This is a genomic window from Pseudoalteromonas sp. S3178 (assembly GCF_005886985.1).
GTDB classification, from domain to species: Bacteria; Pseudomonadota; Gammaproteobacteria; order Enterobacterales; family Alteromonadaceae; genus Pseudoalteromonas; species Pseudoalteromonas carrageenovora.
In genome coordinates this window covers 1-19,144 of sequence record NZ_PNCW01000088.1, presented here as the reverse complement: position 1 = coordinate 19,144, position 19,144 = coordinate 1, and the positions used below count along the sequence as shown (strand labels likewise).

The following is a 19,144-nucleotide window of genomic DNA, read 5'->3' as shown; positions in this document are numbered from 1 at the left end:
AACGTAGGAACAGCTACCGAGCCCACTAGGTTAAAAACCCTGCACCAGGTTAAATTGCCCCTAGATTGAACAAATTTCAATCCACAAAGATCAACACGCCCTTAGGGCTTTGAGACAACACACAATAAACTTAACTTATAAACACGCTATTACTCACACTTAACCCCGGCGCTATTAGCGCTTTGTGGTTTAAAGCTAATATCTGCAACTGAAACGCTAAACTCTCCTGCCGTTTTAATAATAAACGGGCTGGTTACTCTGGCAAAATCAACGCCCTTTTTAGCAAAGCAGGTTAAATCTATACTCATGGTTTGCCATGTATTTAAGGCTGAATTTTTAAGCTCATTGGTTATATTAAGCTCGCCACCACAGCCTTGCTCGCATTTCATACCTAGTTGTACTTGCTCTGTTGGCATTGTATTTATTTTATAGCTAAAACTAAGCGCTGAATTGGCCTCAATGAAAGCTACTTTGTCTTCAGTAAAGTTACTGTTAATTTCGATATAGCTTGCGCTAGAGCCTATAAAATTAAACACCATCGCATCTTCTTGAATGGTTTTATCTTCAGTACGATAAGTAATGCCGCCAAGCTTTACACTGTTGCTAGCCACTTGATGCTGCTTGTTATTAGAGTATAAAAACAAACGCCACGGCGTTTTAAAGCTGCCATTAAATATAGACAGCGGCGCAAGGTTGCTTATATCAACACCTGAGTCTTCATTTAGGTTATTGGCAAGGGTACTTTTATCTTTATAGGTTAACCCAAATCCATAAGGTAGTAGCGGTGTATAATGTTCATCGCCCTTATTTACAGCCGTTTGTAGTGGCGATTTAGGCCAAGAGAACGATAACTTACCTTTAAAGTCATGTTGTACTTGCCCATTTACATCCGCTAGTAAAACATCAGCAACACCTTGGCCTTCAGTGCCAGGAAGCCATGCAGCTACAAACGCATCAGATGCATTTAGCTCGCTATTAACCCACATTGGTCTGCCCGATATAAACACAGATACAACCGGTATATTTTGCTGTTTTAACGCTTTTAAAATTTTAAGTGAGCGCTTATTACCTCGCTCAAATTCAAGGTTATCTTTATCGCCATGCCCTTCTGCGTATGGCTCTTCGCCAAATACAACAATGGCTACATCGGGTTTAGTATCAAACGTGCCATTTGGGCTTAAAATAGCGTTACCACCTGCTGTATCTATTTGCGCTTTTAATCCGGCATATATAGAGGTGGCTCCAGGAAAGTCTTCATTTTTATTGTTGGTGCCTTGCCAGGTAATGCTCCAACCGCCCGATTGTTTACCAATATTATTGGCCGCATCGCCTGCTATAAGTATATTGCTTGATGGGTTAATCGGTAATATATGGTTATTGTTTTTAAGCAGTACTAAAGACTCTTGCACCGCTTGGCGGGCAATATCACGATGTGCTGGCGCACCAATTAGCGCTAATTTACCTGAGAATTTACGCTTGGCAGGGCTTGGTTTTTCAAATAAACCTGCGCGTAATTTAACACGTAAAACACGCGCGACGGCATCATCTATTCTAGCCATAGGAATAGTACCCGCTTTTACTTGCGCTATTGTATTGTTATAAAGTGGTTTCCAAGCACCTGTAGGCACCATAAAAATATCAAGCCCGGCATTGACCGCTTGTGGGCAGCTTTCGTTAGTACAGCCAGCAACTTGCCCGTGGCCGTTCCAATCTCCCACTACAAAGCCATCAAAACCCATTTTGGTTTTGAGTACATCAGTAAGTAGGTATTTATTGCCATGATTTTTTTTGCCATGCCAGCTATTAAACGACGCCATAACAGACTGGCTTCCTGCCGTTAAGCCACCTATATAACCTTGCGCATGTATGTTGTACAAATCTTTTTCGGCATCAATATTATTACCTTGATCGTCGCCATCCACTGTACCGCCGTCACCTAAAAAGTGCTTAACAGTGCTAATTACACGTTTATCACTTAAAAAGTCGCCATCGGCTCTACCTTGTAAGCCATTTACAATAGCGGCTGAATACTCGCGAACAATTGCAGGGTCCTCTGAATAGCCTTCGTAGGTTCTGCCCCAGCGATCATCGCGCACTACAGCTACGGTAGGTGCAAATACCCAATCAATGCCTGTAGCCATTACTTCTACCGCTGTTGCCGCTGCAATTTGCTCTATAAGCGCAGGGTTATTAGCAGCGCCCAAACCAATATTATGTGGAAATAACGTCGCACCAATGACGTTATTATGTCCATGTACGGCATCGGTGCCCCACATGGTAGGGATTTTACTGCCATCAAACGTATCATCAACCGATGCTTGATACATATTCTCTGCAAGCGCTATCCAATCAGCAGGAGTAGCATGCTTATTAGCATCAGGAAACGAGCCTCCACCATTTAAATAAGATCCAAACCCATATTTGCGCATATCTTCAACGGTTATATCGCGAATTTCTGGTTGGATCATTTGCGCTACTTTTTGCTCAAGCGTCATCGACTCTAAATAATCGGCAATTGTATTTTCAATCTCTGCGTTTTTTTGTACTTTGTTTTTAAGTGTTGGCCAAAGTGTTATATCGCCCTGCTCATGCTCCGAGGCGTTAATATGATTGTTACTAACTTGTGTTTGCTGTTTATTACAGGCTGTTAAAACGCATATTCCTCCCACCAAAAGGGGAAGTATTTTTAATGCTTTTGTGTTTAAGCTTTTTCTCATTGTTATGGCCCTGTGTTGTCTGGGTGTGTTTTTATAATGTAATTTGCTTATTTAAATATAACTATTGACCTGTTTAACAATAGCCACTAACCTAAATATGGAAGCGCTTCCTGAAAGTTATTAAATACTATACCTAGCGATTAATCAAATTAATTATGGAAGCGCTTCCAACTTTAACTTTATAAAAGCAAATTTACTAAAAATAAAGCAGGGGTTTTCGCTTAATGAAACAATTATCTTTACCTAGTGGCTCACCACTTTTAGCCAAACACTTTACTTATGGGGTGGCCACAGCGTCTTTTCAAATTGAGGGTGGCGCATCAGATCGCCTCCCCTGCATTTGGGATACCTTTTGTAGTAAAGAAGGTAAAATTGCTGATAATTCAAATGGTGATGTAGCCTGTGAACATTACACTCGTTGGCAAGACGATATAGATTTAATTGAGTCGCTAGGTGTAGACGCCTACAGGCTTTCTATATCTTGGCCGCGTGTAATGACCAAAACAGGCCATTTAAACCCTAAAGGCGTTAAGTTTTACACCGATATTTTAGATGAGCTAAAACGTCGTAATATTAAAGCATTTGTTACTTTGTATCACTGGGATTTACCACAACATATTGAAGACGAAGGCGGCTGGCTTAACCGAAACACGGCTTACGAATTTGCACATTACACAGATTTAATTACCCAAGCCTTTGGTGAACGAGTACATTCTTACGCAACACTAAACGAGCCATTTTGTAGCTCTTATTTAGGCTACGAAATTGGCGTACATGCACCCGGTATTGTTGGGCGAGAATACGGGCGAAAAGCTGCCCATCATTTACTACTTGCCCACGGATTAGCGATGCAAGTGCTTGCTAAAAATAGCCCTAATTCACTCAACGGTATTGTGCTTAACTTTACGCCTTGCTACCCAGTTACCCAATGCGAAGAAGATTTAAGCGCCACTGCATTTGCTGATGACTACATAAACCAATGGTATATGCAGCCAGTAATGCAAGGTCAATACCCTGATATTATTAACCAATTACCTAAAGCCCAGCGCCCTGATATTTTACAAGGCGATATGGACATTATTGCACAGCCACTTGATTATTTAGGCGTGAATTTTTATACCCGTATGCATTATCAAGCAAGCGAAACAGACTTTTATCATGAGCTACCACACAAAGCCCCAATGACCGATATTGGCTGGGAAATTTACCCTAAAGCCCTTACAGAATTACTTGTATCGTTAAACGAAAAATACACCCTACCGCCTATTTATATTACCGAAAATGGCGCAGCCATGGCTGACGAATTTAAAGACGGTGAGGTGAAAGACAACGATCGTATTGACTATTACCACGAACACTTAAATGCTCTACATAATGCAACGGTACAAGGCGTTAAAGTAGATGGTTACTTTGCGTGGAGCCTAATGGATAACTTTGAATGGGCAGAAGGGTATTTAAAACGTTTTGGTATAGTACATGTAGATTACGATACCCAAACTCGCACCGTTAAAGCCAGCGGTAAAGCGTATAAAAAATTAATAACTAGCCGCTAAATTAGCGGCTCATAACAATAAGAACACACACTGTGAACAAACTCCCTTTATACGAAAAAGTCGGTTATGCCATGGGTGACGCGGGTGCTAATTTAGTATGGCGCGGCGCATTGGCCTATTTAGCGGTATTTTATACTGACACCTTTGGCATATCGGCTGCAGCAGCCGCCATGCTGTTTTTAGTGGTTAGATTATCTGATGGTGTAACCGATATAATTATGGGCATGATTGCCGATAGAACACAGTCGCGCTTTGGAAAATTTAGGCCGTGGATACTCTACTCCGCACCCTTTTTAGGTTTGTTTATGGTGCTGTGCTTTACCACACCTAACTTTAGCGAAACCAATAAACTTATTTATGCCTACGTTACTTATATTGGTTTAACACTTGCTTATACAGTCAGTAACGTACCCTACTCTGCACTTATGGGCGTAATGACCCCCGATGACACCCAGCGTACTAAGCTATCAGGATTCAGATTTGCAGGCGCGTTTACAGGCGGGTTATTAGTGATGGGTTTTTTACCCGATTTAGTCGCTTATTTTGGAGGCGGTGATAACGCCAAGGGCTATCAGCTCACTATGTATTTGTTCGCAAGTTTACTTATTGCGCTTATGGTTATTACCTTTGTAAGCACTAAAGAGCGCGTAATCGCGCCAGCTTCAGAGCAAGGGTGTTTAAAATCAGAACTGTTTGATTTAACTAAAAACCTGCCATTTATAATATTACCTTTGTTATCAACAACACTGTTTTTTTATTATCGCGATTTATACAGCGGGTTATTTTTTGCTTTAGTTATGGCGGCAATGACTGTTGTTATAAAAAAACTACTTAATAAAAACAAACAAAACCTAACCGGTTCGCAGCGCGATATGGTCGATTTACTAACAAATAAACCGTGGTTAGTTTTATTGGGTATAGGCTTTTTAACCATGATGTTTAACGGCATAAAATACGGTGTTATTGCTTATTATTTTAAGTACCACGTTGCTGATGAACTAATGGCAGGGCAATATTTTATTGCCTTATTAATAGTATCTATATTTGGTGCACTTGCTACAGGCAAGCTGGCTGAAATGATGGGCAAACGCAATTTATTTATTGCATCGTTGTTGCTAAGCGGCTTATTAACCACTGCATTTTATTGGGTGCCTAGCAATAATATTGTCGCTGTATTTACCTTTGGCTGCGCGGCTGAATTTTTTGCAGCCATGATGCCTACTTTGTTTTTTAGCATGCTAGGAGATTCTGCCGACTACTCTGAGTGGAAAAATAAACGACGTGCTACCGGGCTTATTTATTCAGCAGGTACCTTTGTGCAAAAAACGGGTGGTGGTTTTGCTGGGGCACTCGTATTAGTGGTCCTTGCAGGCTATGGATATAACGGTATGGATGAGCTTACAATTAACCAAGCCCTACCCGCTATGCAGTTACTAATGAGCTGGATCCCAGCTGCTTTTGCTTTTTTAGGCGCCGCGTTGATGCTTATTTATCCGCTTACACCTACAATGACCCAAAAAATAACAGAAGATTTAGCAATTAGGCGCAGTAATGTGTAAATTAACTTTTAATCACAACTTATGTTTTATAAATTTTTATTTAAAACAAATGCGTACAAGCTAGGATATAAATGGCGACTATTTATCAAGTATCAGAAATGGCAGGTGTGTCTTTATCAACTGTATCTAGGGTGCTTAACGACAACGACTACGTAAGTAAAAAAACGAAAAAAAAGGTATTAGAGGCGATGAAAGAGCTCGGCTATCAGCCAAGTTCTATTGCACGCTCTTTAGCATCAAGCCGCACTAACAGTGTAGGCATTTTAGTGTCTGAGTTAGACGGCCCGTTTTTTGGACAAATGATGTCGGCCATTGAAGAGCAATTACGTATCGCTGGTAAACACGTAATTATTACGCCCGGCCACAGTGATGAAAAAAAAGAAAAAAACGGTTTTGAATTTTTAATTAGCCGTAATTGCGACGCCATTATTGCTCACGTAGAAGCGGTATCTAACGAGTATTTAATTGAGCTCAGTAAAGGTAAAACCCCTATTTATTTAATGAGTCGCTACGTTAAAGAAATAGAGCAAAACTGCATTAGTCTCGATAATGTTATGGGTGGCTACCTTGCAACAAAAGCCATGATCAATAAAGGGCATAAACGTATTGCTTATATTGCCGGCCCACAATTTAAAGAAGATGCCTCAGATCGTTTAAAAGGTCACAAAAAGGCGCTTGCAGAATATAATCTCACCTTTGACGAAAGCTTGTATTATGTAGGCGACTTTAAAGAAACCGGTGGCAGCGATGGACTACGTCATTTTATTCAACATAAAGCGCAAATTACGGCTCTTGTGTGCGCCAATGATGAAATGGCATCGGGTGCAATGAAATATGCCCGCGAGCATGGCTTTAATTTACCTAAAGATTTAGCAATAATTGGTTTTGATAACGTTATTTTTACCAACTACCTTTACCCTACGCTTACCACAATAGATAACCCAGTACCCGAAATGGGCCGTGCTGCTGCAAATTTAGTGCTTAAAGATATTTATAAAAAAAGCGGCATAACGGTTAATCAGGTATTTGAGCCTAAGCTAATTTTACGAGATTCAACTCCCGATATTAGCTAGCGCTAAAGCTCTGCCTTATTATTTTATTCTCATCATTATTAAGCCCCAATTCTAGTTTGGGTTTTAACCATTATCGCTAACAAATATAAAACAATAACCACGTAAAAATACTACAAAAAAAGTATTCCAGATCTAAAATTTCACTTAAGAATTAATTTGTATATTTAACGCCAAAAATTACTTTACTTATCTATCAATTAGCTCTAAATTCGCGCAAATTTTATTACTAAAGTAACTCCTTATAATTTAAAACTGGGGTTATTTAACTCACCGAGTCTAAAAAAAATGGCTGAACCTGCCGCCTACAATGCAACTAACAACCCACTAGCACCCGTTATTGGCTTGTCTTTTTTTGCCATAGCATCTGGCTTTTTAATGAGTTTAATTCCGCTTTCGTTATCTGCATTTAAATTAGATGAAAACCTAGCTCCATGGCTTGCTAGTATTTTTTATTTGGGATTACTTATTGGCGCAACCACAATAGAACGTATTGTGGTTAAAGTAGGCCATCGCTTTGCGTTTATATTGTTTTTAAGCTTATTAATACTGAGTGTGTTAGCCCAGCTAGCATTACCGAACGCTATTAGTTGGCTAATTGCTCGATTTATTGCAGGTATTGCCGTTGCTGGTGTGTTTGTTGTAGTTGAATCGTGGCTACTTATGACAAATACAGCAAAATCAAGGGCTAAACGCCTAGGCCTATATATGACCTCGTTATATGGTGGCAGCGCTGTTGGGCAACTCGCTATTGGACCACTAGGTACACAAGGTGCTACACCCTACTTATTTGTGGCTGCGTTATTGTGCTTTGCTATTTTGGCGCCTTTGTTAATTACTAAAGGCCAACCAGAAAAACAACAACTACAAAAACTACATTTAAAAGAGATTAAAAACCTAAGCCACCCGGCTATGCTCGGCTGTTTAGCCTCAGGCTTATTACTTGGGCCTATTTATGGCTTAATGCCTGTTTATATTGCATCTCAAGCAGAGCAGGCGCAGTACACTGGCACGCTAATGGCTGTAATAATTTTAGGTGGAATGTTAGTACAACCGCTGGTTAGCTACTTATCTACTCGCCTGGAAAAAAGCTTACTGATGGGTATGTTTTGTTTAGTGGGCGCAGCAGGTGCAATAGGCATTTTACAAGCAAATACCTTGGCCGGATTAATAGTAAGCTATTTAATATTAGGCGCCTGCAGCTTTGCACTATACCCAATTGCTATTACGCTTGCCTGCGATAGCCTACCTATGGCAAAAATAGTGTCGGCAACCGAAATTATGCTTTTAAGCTACAGTATAGGTTCGGTATTTGGCCCAATGCTGAGCGCACACTTGTCTGATGCGCCAAATGGTATTGTGTTTTACTTAGCAGGCTGCCTAATTAGCACCTGTATTTATATGTTTATTAAAAGTATTACTAACATACATGCCGGAAAAACGCCTGTTGCAGGGTAAGCTTTAACACCCCCCTTAGTTAGCTCATAACTAAGGGGGTGTTATAAAAATGCTTAACAAACACACTTCTTTATCTGATTTATTTATTATTGCTATTTAAAACGCAAATATCCGCTTTAAAAATCACACACATATCTGCAATAATCTGCTACTCTGAGGTTAATTCACTGTAAACTAAATTTAGGCCAAAATTAAAAGGACTTTTAATGCCAACTGTTGAATCTTACATAGGCTCCCCATCAGTAAATCCCTACAAGTTGTGGCACGTTTTACTTGAAAATAATATTCAAACAAATCTAGATAGCGTATGCGAGCTTGCTGTGAACTTGCTTGATGCTAAATCCTGTGCAATCGTCGCCAATTACCCTGAGCATAAAATTAAGTTAGCGCACTATGGTGAAAGTTTAAACGTAAGCGACACTAAGCTTGCACTTAACACTAGTAATGAATGCAGGTTAATTGAGATCCCCCAGCAAAATTCACACAGTGCTCACAGCCATAGTTGGCGAGTAACAGCTCCTATTGTTTTATCTAGTAAGCTTCAATTTGGTTGGCTTATTTTTGATAAAACAAATGATCAACCACTGTCGCCAAAAGAGATAACTACGCTTGAGATTTTGCAAAAAAATATAGTAAATCACTTAAAAAACCGTAAAAAAATAATAGAACAAGAAAAAATAAACGAGCTACAAGCCACTATTTCTAAGCTAAACCGTGATTTTATTTTTGTAAAAGATGAAGAGTTTAAAATAGTGTATGCCAATGACGCCTTTTTAAATATATACCCCGCACATTTAAAAGATAAGGTTATAGGCTTCACTACCATAGAGTCCTTTGATGAAGCAGATGCAGAAGTATTTTTAGCACAAGACAAAATTGCATTCGAAACTGGGCAAAGTAAAATCATTGAAAAACTACATGCACCCAATGGCCAATATATTACTGTAGAAACAACAAAAAAACGTTTTGAAGACAGTACCGGCGCATCTTATATCATGTGTGTTTGTAGAGACTTAAGTGAAATAGAAGGCTTAATTAATAAATTAACTAAAGCCAATAAAGATCTCGATGAATTTACAAGCATTGCATCACATGATTTAAAAGCACCTTTAAATGCCATTAAGCGACTGCTTGAATGGATCTCTGATGATTGTAAAGATTTACTCCCTCAGGAGCATGCTGAAAACTTCCAACTCGTTATTAGCCGTGCCAATCGTATGCAAACACTGCTGGAAGATTTATTAAAATACGCAAGAATTGATCAGTGCGATGTAACGTTAACGAGTATATCTCTTGAATCTGTTTTTGAAGATGTAGCGCAGCTTTTAGATATTCCTAAATCAATAATCGTCACAGTCGATACAAATAACACATTAATTAATATTCCTGCGGTGCCTTTTAAAACGGTTATTCTTAACTTGATTAGCAATGCTATAAAACACAATAATAAAGAGCACGGTGAAGTTAATATAAGCTTAAAGCAATCAGTGCATCACTACATTATTGAGGTAAGTGATAACGGCCCAGGTATAGACCCCAAATACTTTTCACTTATATTTGAGTTGTTTCAAACATTACGCTCACGCGATGAAATAGAAGGCACTGGCATTGGCCTTTCTGTTGTAAAAAAACACGTAACTAATTTTGGCGGCAAGGTAGAGGTTAGCTCCGACGGAAAATCAGGCACTACATTTACTATATTTTGGCCTAAAAACAAGCAAAACCATATACACAGTAGTAATAGTTACTAGCCATAGTACGACTCCCGACTCTAAGGAAGAACATGTATATACTGATAGTTGACGACGATATAGTAGATCGTAAATTAATTAGAAAAATGCTGATGACGGACGGTATGCAACTTCATAGTATTACCGAAGTAGAATCAGTATCTGAAGGGTTATATGCCATTGATGATATGCATTTTGATGTGATTTTGCTTGATTATTCTATGCCCAAAGAAGACGGCATAGAATTACTGCGAGAAATGCGGGCAAAACCAAACCTTGGTAATACTGCCATAATAATGATCAGCACATCTGAAAACCCATCACTAGCGTTAAAGTGTATAGAAGCAGGCGCTCAGGATTTTCTGCCTAAAAGTGATATAACCAGTGCAAGCTTAAATAAAGCGATATTATTTGCTAAAAAACGCTTTGAATCAGAACAACGCATGTTAGAAAGCTACCTTGCAGTTAAGCGAATGGCCGAACGGGATCAATTAACAGGGCTTTCTAACCGCTACCATTTTGAAGAAATCCTCAAATCAACTATCGCCAGTAATATACGTAGTAAAAATAGCGTAGCGCTGCTTGTGATTGATATAGATAACTTTAAAAATATTAACGACACCCTTGGCCACAATGTTGGAGATGAGATTTTAAAGCAACTCGTATCAAGAATTAATAATTGCCTACGAAGAGACGAAGGCTTTGCAAGACTAGGTGGTGATGAGTTTGCAGTAATAATTGGCGGTATAAGCCAATTAAGTCAAATAGGTAAAGTAGCCACTAGAATATTAAACCATACCGCTGAGCCATTCGTTATCGATAACACGACTATTAGCTGTGGTGTAAGTATTGGCAGTGCCATTTACCCTACCGATGCAACACACTCGCATGATTTATTAAAATGTGCAGATATAGCGATGTATCGCTCAAAACAAAGTGGCAAGGGCAAAAACAGTTTTTACAAAGAACAATATCAATATGAATTTAGCCGCCGAGTGGAAATTCAAAACAATATTAAAAATCACTTAAAAAACGACGCATTTAGATTATTTTACCAACCAGTATATTGTGTAAAAACTCATAAAATATGCGGTGTTGAAGCACTTATAAGGTGGCCTGATGTTACTCCATTTTATAACCCGGATGAATTTATACCCATTGCAGAAGAGTCGAGATTTATAAACGAACTTGGAAATTGGGTAATATCAACAGCATTAAAACAACTTGCCCAGTGGCAAAATAAATACTCTGACACACTAAGTATGGCAATTAATATTTCGCCGGTGCAGCTACAAAGTGAGCGCTTTGTAGAAAAATTATTAGCTGAAGTAAATAAGTATCAAATTAATACACATAATATTACTTTAGAAGTGACAGAAACGGCATTAATTGAAGACAACTTAAAAATAGCTGATGTACTCAACAGCCTATCTGTGGAAGGCTTTAAAATAGCATTAGACGACTTTGGTATGGGTTACTCTTCAATTTCTCATTTAACAACGTACCCAATAAATATAGTAAAGCTCGATAAAAGCATGCAAGTTGCCGAAAGTGAAAAAAGCATTAAAATTATTGAAGGGTTATCACTGATGTTAAAAGCGCTCGACTTTGAAATTATTGCCGAAGGCATAGAAACACAATCGCAGCATTTTTTATGTAAAGAGTTAAACATAAACTTTATGCAGGGCTTTTTATTTTCAAAAGCCATACCTGCTGAAAACATTGAACAATTGCTTATTGATTGTTGCCTTAGCCAATAATAGTTATTGCTAAAAAAGTTACGATTAGCCCTAAGAAAACAGTTCTTTTCGTAACTAATACAACTTATCGAGAATTTATTACCTCTAACACTTTCTCTTTTAACTGCTGAGAAGTAAATGCACCTTTTACCAAATAGTCTTTTACAAACTCATGCGCCATTATATTAGCTTTATCTTCTTCACGCTCTGACGTACTAAACATCATAATAACGCATGTACTAATGTCTATTTTAACGCGCAACTGTGCAAATGCATTTAAAAACTGTATACCATTTACCCTAGGCATATTAATATCTAAAAATATAATTATGGGTGGGAATTCATCAGGGTATTTTTTTTTGTTGGCATCATAGTCTTCTAAAAAATCGAGGGCCTCTTGGCCATCTGTTTTTTCAAAAATTCTGAGTTCTAATTGTGCCTCTTTTATTAAGCGTTTAAGAATATACCTATCTACTTCATCGTCATCAATAATAAGAACTGGTGGTTTGATTTTTGTCATTATAATTTATCCAATGCTATAATTATTTTAAATATAGTGCCTTGCTCAGAACTTTGAAACGTAATTTCACCTTTAAAATATTCAACATGCTTTTTAACAATCGATAAACCTAAACCAGACCCACTGCATAACTCTGGGTTAAAGCGCTTAAACATGTCATACACTTGCGCCTGGAAGGGTTTAGGAATACCAATTCCATTATCAGAAACAACAATAATAATGCTATTTTCGTTGTTACTAATGTCTAATTTTACTAAAGGTGATGGCTTATTTTTATCGTAATACTTTAAGCCATTAGAGACTAAATTCTCAATTATTTGCGTAAAGCGTACTTTATCTGAGGTTATTTCTACCTCTAGATTTATGCATGTTTCAAGCTGGCAAGGAATATCTTGCATCAACCAATATAAACGCTCTTTTACATCAACAATAAGCTGTTCAAAGTTAATCGGTGACGTTTCTTCATTACCAATATCGGCTTTAGCAAGTTGTAAAATATCAACGACTAACGACTCTAATTTTTCCATTTGCTTTGTTATAGTTTTTGCATTATTGATGGCTTCGGTTGTGTCGTTGTTTTCTATATCTTTAACTATAAAACGTGATAAAGATTTAACCGCAGATAATGGCGCCTTTAAGTCATGCGACGCTCTATAAGCAAACTGAGCCAGCTCATCGTTTGCTAACTGTAATGAATCGGTTTGACTACTTACAATGGCTTTTAACTCTTTACTGCTTTCGATATTAAGTAAATCGTTTTCAATTCTTTTTTTAGCAGCACTTATTAGCTCTTTTAGTTCATCGGGTGTGCTCTTTGAAAAGTTATCTTCTAAGTCTGTTTTATTAGATTTACTAGACAATAACGTAGTTAAATTTCGAATAGAGCTTGAAATAGTTCGCGATAAATAACTAATGTAAATAACATTAAAGAGTGAAATAACAATGACTAAAGGAATAAAAGTAACAAATATAAACGATACAGTTTTTGTAATTGGCTCTTCAAATTGCTCTGAGTTATTATTAAATTCATCTAAAGCGTGGTTAAGAATAAACAAAAATTCGGTCCGATTAATTTTATTATTTTTGTAATCATACACAGATTGTAAGGTTGTATTTGCCCTTTGCACGTCTTGCTTACAAAGCGTAAGTGCATGACGTGTATTAATAATATCCATTACTAATTTATTTAATGCATTCGCTGCGTTTAAACAGTTCATAGGTTGTTGACGAATCGCTAATATATTCGCCTCTATTGCGGCTAAGTTAATTTGAGTGTTTGGCAGTATTTTATCAACCGCTTTGTCTAGCTGATTTATATACTTTAAATGAAGAAAATTGAGCTGATGAAACTGCGCTCCCTTGGCTATTTCAAATGCCGAAAAAACAGTAATACTTACTTCTAAACACGTTAATACAACGATGAGCAAAAGCTTTTTAGAGATATTCATTTTATAAGCCAGACTTTTATAATTTTAATATGACTGGCCTTAAATAAGCTATGTAGCCACTCTTGAGTTGTATGTATTTTATACTAACGATAATAGGTTTTAACAGTGTTTATTTCCTAATGCTAGTTAAATAATTTAAAGCGTTATAATAAAAATAACAAAGCCTAACTTTTTATATTGGACTTTACTAATTTACAAATTAAGGAAGCTTATTATTGATCTCCTGATTCATACTCTTCGCGTTTATAAATATAAGTTTGCTGAGTTTTAAAACCAAAACCTAAAGTATCGCTATCATTAACTAACTTAACTTTGCCATCGACAACCGTTAAACCTGGGCCTGTAATTTCAACAGGCTTTATTGGATTTACCGCCCCCTCGCCTGTTAGGCTAGGGCCAATTAAATAAAACTGACTAACCTGACTCACTGGGATTGTTTCTTCGTACACGTAGCCACCATCTGGGCCATCGTCGTCTGGGGTACCATCATCAGGTGTTGGAACATCACATAATCCATTATTATTAGCGTCTATACATGAATCACCTTCACCAAAATACAATTGAGCAGTATCTGGGACATCGTAACTGGTAGTAAATTTAAGTTGGTCGTAAACCTTAGTACCATAGTGCAAGTGAAATGCATACATAGCCCCACCGCCACCCGTTAACGAACACTGGTTTTTATTTGACTCAAGTGCAGGTGTAAAAGAGGTAAAATAGGCAACACCACCAACTACCGTTGCCGCTGCTAGCGATTTTTCGCCATTACTAAGTTCATAACGCCAACCTTTAAAGCCGGCTAGGTCAACCTCTAGCTCCACAAAGTCATCAACGTTATCTAATGCATTTCCAAACGGGTCATCATTCATAAGCATTAAATCGCTTGGAACAATAGCGGTAGGTTTATCTTCTGAGCTAAATGTTTGTGTAACAGTATGCTCATCACGAATCATGTACAAATGATCTTGCTCGTTAGTTGCAAGCGGGTTTGAGCGGTTGCCACTACCAATAACAATTGCATCGTATGGCGTATCTAATCGTGTTGTTATTTCAACGCCATTTTCGTTTGTAGTTTTACTCGCTTTACTAAACATAGTACGTGCAACGAGTGGCTTGTAAAAAAAGCGCCTGTCTTGTGAAGCTAATGAGCTCCCAAGTTCTGCTAATTTAAAATAAGAAATGTCATTTTTATCTGATCCTGGCATATCTACACGCCATACATTACCGCCAGTATCTGTTGCATATAAGCGGTCTATATAGCCATCGTAATCAGAGTCAAGCGTTGCAATATCAGCTGCAATACTGTGCTTTCCTTGAAAGTTATTATCTTCAGGCGTTAATGCCCAAACCTTCTCACCGGTTCTCGCTTTAACAATATAAATGCCTAGTCCTGTTTCGTCTTCGCTTCTGATTGCTTCATCTTTATTTGTATCGTAGCCTGCGCCAAATACCAATAGCGGTTCATCTCCAAACGCTTTTATGTACGCTATTTGTGGTTTAGACCATGTTTGAGCTAAGTATTTAAAATCTTCAGAGCCTCCAACAATGGGTTTATTCCATAATTGTTTTGGCTTATCTGGAGTGCTGATATCAAGTGCGTAGTAATTATTACCGCCACGGCGCATTCCGGCAAACGCCCAAACTTCATCACCTTGTGATGCATCAACAACACCATCATTTAAGCCTTTGCTATTTAGGCTTTGGTTATTAAAGTACACACTAATTGGGCCATCCATACCGTACACTTTAGAGTTAGCTTGGTTTGAGCGAAGCGCTGGTATATTTTTTAATAACTCAGCTGGTGTAAAAGCCCACTCTTCTTCAACGCTATCGCCTTTGTCATTAAACATATGTAAAAAGCCGGCATTAGTTCCTACGAGGATACGTATATCACCATTACCGTAATCTATAGAAACAGGCTTGGAGTGAAGCGGATCTCCAAAAATATCAGAGCGCTGATCAACATATGATCCATCTGAATCCTCATCGTCAACGTCTATGCCTCTTGCCCAATTAATATCGTTAAGCGAAATTGAAATATCTGTGCCTGGTATTAAACCGCCTAAGGTTTCTGAAACAATATTTAAAATTTCTTTTACTTTATCGAAGGTAAAATCGACAATTCTACCGCCTGAATCTATATATAATTTACGACCTTGCCCATCTAAGGTAGAAAGAAAAGAGTTTACCCCACCTTGTGCTACTAAATTACCGTCCGCTGATTTATTACTAGGCAGCCAAAACGTTCGAGCGTCTTCTTTAATTAAGCCATCATCACCTATTGCTTCATTACCATCAGAATCAACAATAGTAGAGCCCGACATAGCCAATTTTTTTAAGTTTCCACCCCAGCGAGCACCGGTTTCAGGGTAAAACATTGTAAAGTATATAGCTTCGCGGCTACGAGTTTGATCAACATTATTACTCGCTACAGTTGGGGAGGAGAAGGTATCGTTTACTTCTCTTATTTTAGAAATGGTGCTATTTAATTTTTCTGAAAGCTCTGCAGAAGTATTGGCATGTAAATATTCTCCGCCACCGACTTGAGCTGTTTTTTCAAGTAGCTTTTTACCATTAGTACTCATTCCACTGCCAAAACCTATGGTAAAGACTCTACCAGTATCCGCAATTTCAGGTGTGCTATCGTACAGATCAACTTCTACGTCACTTGTTCCGTGAATTATTTGTGCTAGAGCAGCTAAATAACTTCCACTTGTTGTACTTGGGTTTGAACCAAATTTAGATTTATAAAGATGGTATATATCATTATTACTTTCAGTGTCACTTTGAGGATCGCCATCCGTCATTAAAATAAGGTTAATAGAATTATCACAGCGTTCATCGCTGTCTAAATCAGTTCCGAATGGAGAAATATATGTAAGAGTGGTTACTTTTTTCTTTTTGTTATAATGGTTTTTTTCATAAGTAACAGTTTTACTTAAAAAATCTTCATCTCCTGAATATTCTTCATACCCATATAAAACTTGTTGGCCAGTTAAGTACAAATAAGCTTCCCATAATGTTTCAGTAACTGGTGTACTGCCACTAGCAGGTAAGCTCTTTATCTGATTTTTAACCGTAGCTCTTGAAGAACCAATCTCAGCCATAACATAACCGCCATAGTTACTTTGAAAGCGCATAAGACCAAAATCAATAGACTCATTATTATTAACCAAGTCGGTCATTGCATCTTTAGCGGCATCAATTTTTCTTGGCCCATTATTAGGAAGCTTACTCCACATACTCCCAGATGTATCGAATACAATTAAAACTCGAGGCTTTTCATCAGTTTCTACGTTGTGGTTTACGTAAAGTTCTATATCTTCGGCGGTAACAGAAAGGCTAATAGTTGCAGCAATAAAAGACGCAACTACGCAATTGAATTTGAATTTCATTTTTAAATCCTTTTACCTACGCAAAAATTGCGTAGCTCCCTAAAAAGCGCTGTTACTTAAATAGTTTTTTTAATTAGAAATAGTAACTAACGCGCAAAAACAACTTGCTCAACTTAATCGTGAGCACATCAAATAAACATTAATGCTAGCTGAATCAGCAATATTGTTATTACTTTAAATAAAAAAGACATAAATATAAAGCTCTATGTGGATAATAAAGGTTTAATTTACAATAGCTTAAAATTTAAAAATCCCGATTTTAGATATAATCGTCACTCAAAATTGCGATTGGATATATTTTCAAGAATGATGCGAAACTCACTATATTAATGTTTGATTTAAAACATTATTATTCAATAGGTTACAAATAGGTCGTGAGTACGGCTAGAGATGGAAAAACAATTAATTAACATTTTGGGTGGGGATTACTGCTAAATAGGCAATTTAAAAGAATCTGAAGTATTTTCTCTCATAATGCAAAAAGCCCCAGTTAGCTAGCTAACTGGGGCTTTACTAACTTTCGCTTACAAAGAAAGCTCTTCTTTAGCGCGAGTTAAATTATGAGATACAAGTGAGTTTTTAGAAATTTGTACTGCTTCGTATAAATCAGAAATACCAGCAGTATCTTTATTTGCTTTTAAGCGTGCAACACCACGGTTGCTTAATGCAAACGATGTAAGTTCACGTACTTTTAAACGTGGGCCACGGCTTTGCTTAAGTAAAGCAATGGCTTTTGTACATACCGCTTCAGCTTCATCGTATTTTTTTGATTCAACATTAAGTGCACAGCTATTAAATGGCTGTTCAAATTCTGGGGCTGCTGTTATTGAATCTTCAATAACCATTAATTTGTAATCACTTTGATCAGCCATTGCAGCAGCTGAGCAAGTTAAGAATGAGCCAAGAGCGATGGTTTTTAAAAGTGTACGTTTCATGATTATCTTCCTGTTTAGTTAGTCGTACTTGTTGCCGACAACTTAACTTTAGATAAATCCACCCTTCCCGACAAACGATAAAAACAAACCTAATAAGTGAATAAATCTAACCTATAGACTTTAGTCTAATACCCGCGATAAAAGGCCTGTAATTTACTTATTAAAAAGCTTAGTTACAGTTAATCGCTGTATGTGGTTAACCTTTAACTATTAATAGCTTACCTCAAAATAGCGTAGTTACTTAGCTGTTAGCTTTTCATGCGGGCTTAAAAAAAACATCTTTTTCCAACCTTGGCTTTGCGTTGTAAAAAGCCACGGCATAGGTAAAAGCGATAATATAGAATAATGCACATGGGGTTGTTTTCCTGCAGCATTACCGGTATCGCCCAGTAAGCCAATTTGACTGTTTATGCTAACTACATCCCCTGCACTTACATTGTAGTCATTTAAATGTGCAAAATAATGCACGCGCCATTTAGGCCCAAGTACCGCAACCACCTTACCACCTCGGGTTAGCTCACCTGCAAATATAACAATACCGTTTGTTGAGGCAACAACGGGGGTATTTTTTGTGCCAAAAATATCAATGCCTTTGTGTACCCCCGATCTGCCCCAAGGCCATACCAAAACGTGCTATGGTTCCAATCTTTGCTTGTAGCGCCTTTTACTGGAATCGTCATTTTTTCGGGTATTAGTAAACCTATAACTAATAAAACGACTACTCCAATTGCAATCCACTTTAGTACTTTCACTTTTCTATCCTTGATATTTAAATAACCAATAATACCTGAACTCATCATGAGTCGTATTTATGGTGTTTTATTTGAATGGAATACCCGACTAACATGTGCTAGGGCGTGTTGACCTTTCGTGATTGATTTTGCAGCAGTATGTTTGGTTTTTAGGCTAGGCGGAGCCTATGTAGTGTGGTTATTCCCCATAAATAGGCGATAACGCAGCATAAAGACCAAACATGCGCTGCCCTTTGGGTTCTTTCTAGGGACGATTAACTCTTTGTTG

The 19,144-nt window shown here is 37.8% G+C and carries 11 protein-coding genes and 1 pseudogene; 6 read left to right on the top strand and 6 right to left on the bottom strand.

What is annotated here, in order from left to right; translation table 11 throughout:
* Window positions 1–149 precede the first annotated feature (149 nt).
* On the bottom strand, window positions 150–2,717 hold the full coding sequence (locus tag CWC11_RS19160) for a glycoside hydrolase family 3 protein (RefSeq protein ID WP_138683966.1): 2,568 nt from the start codon (window positions 2,715–2,717) through the stop codon (window positions 150–152).
* 224 nt (window positions 2,718–2,941) lie between these two features.
* On the opposite strand from CWC11_RS19160, the gene CWC11_RS19155 reads away from it, so the two are divergent.
* The 6 genes from CWC11_RS19155 (at window position 2,942) to CWC11_RS19130 (ending at window position 11,847) form a co-directional block, all read left to right on the top strand.
* Complete coding sequence (locus CWC11_RS19155) at window positions 2,942–4,270, top strand: GH1 family beta-glucosidase (RefSeq protein WP_138683965.1); 1,329 nt, start codon at window positions 2,942–2,944, stop codon at window positions 4,268–4,270.
* Window positions 4,271–4,302: 32 nt separating this feature from the next.
* Complete coding sequence (locus CWC11_RS19150; RefSeq protein WP_138683964.1) at window positions 4,303–5,829, top strand: MFS transporter; 1,527 nt, start codon at window positions 4,303–4,305, stop codon at window positions 5,827–5,829.
* 71 nt (window positions 5,830–5,900) lie between these two features.
* Complete coding sequence (locus CWC11_RS19145) at window positions 5,901–6,902, top strand: LacI family DNA-binding transcriptional regulator (RefSeq protein WP_058548946.1); 1,002 nt, start codon at window positions 5,901–5,903, stop codon at window positions 6,900–6,902.
* A gap of 285 nt (window positions 6,903–7,187) precedes the next feature.
* Window positions 7,188–8,357 carry an MFS transporter gene (locus CWC11_RS19140; RefSeq protein ID WP_138683963.1) on the top strand — a complete coding sequence of 390 codons (1,170 nt, stop codon included), beginning with the start codon at window positions 7,188–7,190 and terminating at the stop codon, window positions 8,355–8,357.
* 206 nt (window positions 8,358–8,563) lie between these two features.
* Window positions 8,564–10,108 (top strand): PAS domain-containing sensor histidine kinase, encoded by a 1,545-nt coding sequence (locus CWC11_RS19135; RefSeq protein ID WP_138683962.1) that lies wholly within the window; start codon window positions 8,564–8,566, stop codon window positions 10,106–10,108.
* A 32-nt stretch (window positions 10,109–10,140) separates the two neighbouring features.
* Window positions 10,141–11,847 carry a two-component system response regulator gene (locus CWC11_RS19130; protein ID WP_138683961.1) on the top strand — a complete coding sequence of 569 codons (1,707 nt, stop codon included), beginning with the start codon at window positions 10,141–10,143 and terminating at the stop codon, window positions 11,845–11,847.
* Between the two features lie 64 nt (window positions 11,848–11,911).
* Here the strand turns inward: CWC11_RS19130 and CWC11_RS19125 are convergent, their stop codons facing one another.
* The 5 genes and pseudogenes from CWC11_RS19125 to CWC11_RS19105 form a co-directional block, all read right to left on the bottom strand.
* Window positions 11,912–12,346, bottom strand: coding sequence for a response regulator (locus tag CWC11_RS19125; RefSeq protein ID WP_138683960.1), 435 nt, complete (start codon window positions 12,344–12,346; stop codon window positions 11,912–11,914).
* Complete coding sequence (locus CWC11_RS19120; RefSeq protein WP_138683959.1) at window positions 12,346–13,794, bottom strand: sensor histidine kinase; 1,449 nt, start codon at window positions 13,792–13,794, stop codon at window positions 12,346–12,348. Before CWC11_RS19120 ends, CWC11_RS19125 begins: the two co-directional genes overlap by 1 nt.
* A 212-nt stretch (window positions 13,795–14,006) precedes the next feature.
* Window positions 14,007–17,189, bottom strand: coding sequence for a pilus assembly protein (locus CWC11_RS19115; protein ID WP_138683958.1), 3,183 nt, complete (start codon window positions 17,187–17,189; stop codon window positions 14,007–14,009).
* A 524-nt stretch (window positions 17,190–17,713) separates the two neighbouring features.
* Window positions 17,714–18,124 (bottom strand): hypothetical protein, encoded by a 411-nt coding sequence (locus CWC11_RS19110; RefSeq protein ID WP_058548939.1) that lies wholly within the window; start codon window positions 18,122–18,124, stop codon window positions 17,714–17,716.
* A gap of 237 nt (window positions 18,125–18,361) precedes the next feature.
* Window positions 18,362–18,876, bottom strand: a pseudogene (locus CWC11_RS19105) (M23 family metallopeptidase).
* Window positions 18,877–19,144 lie beyond the last annotated feature (268 nt).